Here is a 2,926-nt window from a genome sequence, read left to right as displayed (position 1 = left end):
GACCTGCTGGAGCCGGCGTTCTTGGGCCGGTGTGTCGACGTGCTCGACACCCGTCCGGATGTGTCGCTGTGCTATACCCAAGCCGTCGCCATCGATGAGTCCAGCCAGACGACACACGACTACGACCTCCCTGGCTACGCAACACACAGCCGGCCGTCCGACCGGGTGGCGTCGGTGATCCTGCACCCTTCCCCGTGCCTGGAGTCATTCGGCCTCACCCGCCGCATGCAGTTGATGACCACTTCTCGCATCGGCCCCTACACCAGCTCGGATCGCACACTCTTTCTCGAGCTGGCGCTCCTGGGCACGTTCTACGAAGTGCCTGAGGTGCTCTTTCTTCATCGCCAACACACCGACCGATCGGTCCACAAGTACGCCGACGCCCGGGACCGGAACATCTGGTTCGATCCGTCCTGGCGCGGCCGTGCCAGCGCGCCACAATGGCGTCTATTGCGCGAGTACCTCCGAGCAACGGTCCGCAGTTCCGCCCCCCGGCGCGAACGACTCAGAACACTGCTCCCGGTCGCCCGTTGGGCGTACCAACGCAGAAGAACCTTGATCCGGCAGGCCGGAGCATACGCACTCCGCCGCAAGGCAGCCGACCCGCCACGCCGTGAAGCCGTTGGAGTACCAGGAAAGCCATCATGACCGTCAGGCCCTGTGTGAAGTGCATCTCCATCGTGTTCACAGCGGCAGCCGTGGCTGTCGCCGCAACTCTGTTTCGGTCGGCCCCGCACACCGCCGGACAGACCGACATGGCGGCGCGACCACATACGCACGAGTCACGACTCAGCATCGAGCGAACGAAGCCCACCTCGCCTGAGCCTGCTGGGGATACCCCCGTCTCGGACGACTTCGGCGACGCGTCTCTGGACGAGTCGGTCTGGACCGTCACGGACCCTGCGGGGGCCGGCGAGGTCTATACAGCTGAGCTCGAAACCGAAGAGAGCTGCGTGCGGCTCACCGTCCCAGCCGACAAAGAGTACGACATGTGGGGCGAGAACAACGCGCTTCGTATCACTCAGAACGTCGACGATCAAGATTTCGCTGTTGAGGCTGTCTTCACGTCTATCCCGGACAGTGAGGGCCAGAGCCAGGGCATCGTTATCCAGGACACAGCGGACAGCTGGCTGCGGTTCGATACCCACCACACGGGCTCGGAACTGCGACTGTTCGCTGCGGAGACCAAGGACGGAGAAACGTCGACTCTCCTCCAGCAAGAAATCCCCGTGAGCTCACAGGTTGGCCTGCGAGTCACCCGCATGGCCAATCATTGGATGCTTGACTACTCGCACGACGGCATCCTCTGGACATACGCGGGAAGCGTGGAGCATCAGATGAATGTCACCGAGATCGGTCTGTTCGCCAGCAACGGAGAAGCAGGCTCAGAGTTCACCGCGGAAGCCACCGGATTCATCAATCTGCCAAAGGCTTATCGCGAGCCAGAACCCGCATCAGCTCACCGTTTGACCACAAGTGTCATCGGCAAGGGTTACATCGACCAGCAACCCTACCGTTCCGACGGCTATCCGGCCGGCGCAGAGATCGTCGTCACAGCGAATGCTTTGCCGGGCTGGGAGTTCGCGAACTGGGGCGGCGACGTGACGGGCGACAACCCGACCATCGTGTTGCCCATCGATGACCACGTTGAGGTGGAGGCAACGTTTACCCAGCAACCGATAGGCCCACCGGTCATCGACGTCTGGCACGGAGACGACCAGACGTTCGGGCAGAACGGCCGGAGCCAGCGGTGGGTGAACATTCTCGGACGCGCCACAGATGACAACGGCATCGATTTCGTCACGTACGCGCTCAATGAGCAACGCTCGGTGAATCTGGCCTTGGGCCCTGACAACCGGCGCCTTTCCGCCGAAGGCGATTTCAACATCCAGATCCCATACGACGACCTTCACCAAGGCACCAACTCCGTGACGCTCACTGCCGTGGACAACGTCGGGGAGTCCACAACGGAGACGATTACTGTTCGCAAGGACGTGCAAGCCATTGATCTACCTCATGCTGTCGAGTGGAACGACGTCGATGATGTCACCGACGTCGCACAGACCGTCGACGGCCGTTGGGCCTCGGACGACGACGGGGTGACCATCCGCGAGGCCGGCTACGACAGGGCGATCGCCATCGGCCATTCCGAATGGACCGATTACGAAGTGACGGTTCCGGTGACTGTTCGCGGCATCACAACGGACCAGATCACGCCGGAAAGCGGCATGCCGGCCGTCGGTATCGGAATGCACTGGACGGGACATTCAACCAGAATCGACGAGGAGCCCGCAGTCGACTGGTTTCCCACCGGAGCATTCGCATGGCACCGCTGGCAGTCGGGCGGACGATTCGAACTCGAGGGCAATGAAGGAGCGCCCTACGTGCGCGAAGATTCCTCGTGGGAATTCGACACCACTTACATGATGAAGATGCGTGCAGAAAGCGTCGCCGAAGGCGTTCAGTACACCTATAAATGGTGGCCTGATTGGTCAGCGGAACCAGAAGCCTGGGATCTGACGGTCATCGAGGACGATGGCCCCACCGAAGGATCGATCCTTCTTGTAGCACACCATGTCGACGCCACATTCGGCGACATCGTGATCACACCGTCGTGAAGCGGCGTACGGAAGAGGGGGAGCACGGCATGAGAGTTACGAAGGCCGTTGCCGTTGTCGCCATCGGTTTGGCCACTGTTCTGGTGGCGGCACTCGGCGGTCTCACACCGGCATTCGCCGCAACCACCTCCGCTTTCTCTTCCGACGACTTCGAATCCGGCGGGTTGAATACGGCGCTGTGGACGGTCACGGATCCGGCCGGCGACGGCGATGTGTCAGTGAGTGACGGACTGCTGCATCTAGCTGTCCCGGCAAGCACTAACTACGACATCTGGAACACCAACCGCTCGCTACGTGTCACCCAACCG

2 protein-coding genes and 1 pseudogene are annotated in these 2,926 nt (G+C 61.7%); all 3 read left to right on the top strand.

What is annotated here, in order from left to right:
- Window positions 1–648: pseudogene (locus tag ELR45_RS19060) on the top strand (hypothetical protein); the annotation flags it as partial.
- A gap of 305 nt (window positions 649–953) precedes the next feature.
- Entirely contained in the window at window positions 954–2,618 is a 1,665-nt protein-coding gene (locus ELR45_RS19055) for an InlB B-repeat-containing protein (protein WP_129667802.1), read from the top strand.
- 29 nt (window positions 2,619–2,647) lie between these two features.
- The coding region (locus tag ELR45_RS19050) for a hypothetical protein (RefSeq protein WP_165367918.1) at window positions 2,648–2,926 on the top strand (279 nt) is incomplete at its 3' end.

Origin of the sequence: Phytoactinopolyspora endophytica (genome assembly GCF_004138495.1) — a bacterium.
Taxonomy (GTDB): Bacteria; Actinomycetota; Actinomycetes; order Jiangellales; family Jiangellaceae; genus Phytoactinopolyspora; species Phytoactinopolyspora endophytica.
Note: the sequence above shows the minus strand (reverse complement) of the source record. Positions and strands in the feature narration are given on the sequence as shown.